We start from the raw sequence: 1,198 nt of genomic DNA, 5'->3' as shown, positions 1-1,198 counted from the left end.
GGGCGGCGCGGGTGAGCGCGGAGACCTCCGAGGGCGCCTGCTCCGGGATGTCGGTGCGGCCGTACCGTCGCACCGCGACCGCCACCCCGGCGGCCACGACCACCAGCGAGGCGGTGGTGACCAGCCACACCGGCAGTACGTGCTCGGCGTAGTGCTCGCCCACGACCGGGGCCAGCCAACCCTCCAGCCGCCCGCCGATAGCGAGCAGGGCCCCGGAGATCACGGACCCCACCGCGATGAGGATCATCGGCGCCGTCATGGACACCGGCGACTCGTGGGGATGGGCCCCCTCGCGCCATCGCTGTCGGCCGAAGAAGGTCAGGATCATCACCCGCGTCATGTAGAAGGCGGTCAGGCCGGCTCCGAGGAGCGCCACCGCGCCGAGCAGGTATCCGGCCGCCCCGCCGCCGCCCACGTCGAACGCCGCGGAGATGATGCCCTCCTTGGAGTAGAAGCCGGAGAACGGTGGGACGCCGATGATCGCGAGGTAGCCGAGTCCGAAGGTGACAAAGGTGACCGGCATGACCGCGCGCAGGGCACCGTAGCGCCGCATGTCGACCTCGTCGTCCAGCCCGTGCATCACCGATCCCGCTCCGAGGAAGAGGCCGGCCTTGAAGAAGCCGTGGGTGAGCAGGTGCATGATCGCCAGGGCGTATCCGGCGGGGCCGAACCCGGCGGCCATGACCATGTATCCCACCTGGCTCATGGTGGAGGCGGCGAGCACCTTCTTGATGTCGTCCTTGGCGCAGCCGATCACGGCGCCGAACAGCAGTGTCACCGCGCCGACCGCGATCACCGCCGTCCGCGCCGCCGGGGCCGCGTCGAAGATCGGGTTGGCCCGGGTGATCAGGTAGACGCCGGCGGTGACCATGGTGGCCGCGTGGATCAGCGCCGAGACCGGGGTTGGGCCCTCCATGGCGTCTCCGAGCCACGACTGCAGCGGCACCTGGGCGGACTTGGCGCAGGCGCCCAGCAGCAACAGCAGGCCGAGCGCGGTGACCAGGCCGGTGCCGACCCCGGGCGCGGCGCCGCCAGCACCGTCGACGGCGGCGAAGACGCCGTCGAAGGACAGGGTCCCCAGCTGCGTGACCATCACCATCAGGGCCACGGCGAGCCCGATGTCCCCGACGCGGTTGACCAGGAACGCCTTCTTGGCCGCCGTGGCCGCGGACGGCTTGTGCTGCCAGAACCCGATGAA

The 1,198-nt window shown here is 71.3% G+C and carries 1 protein-coding gene; it reads right to left on the bottom strand.

From position 1 onward, the window contains the following. The coding region (locus G6020_RS14660) for an NADH-quinone oxidoreductase subunit L (protein ID WP_182611113.1) at window positions 1–1,198 on the bottom strand (1,198 nt) is incomplete at both ends.

It is taken from the genome of Dietzia sp. B19, assembly GCF_014145155.1.
GTDB classification, from domain to species: Bacteria; Actinomycetota; Actinomycetes; order Mycobacteriales; family Mycobacteriaceae; genus Dietzia; species Dietzia natronolimnaea.
The sequence above is the reverse complement of the archived record's forward strand: the minus strand, read 5'-3'. Positions and strand labels throughout refer to the sequence as shown.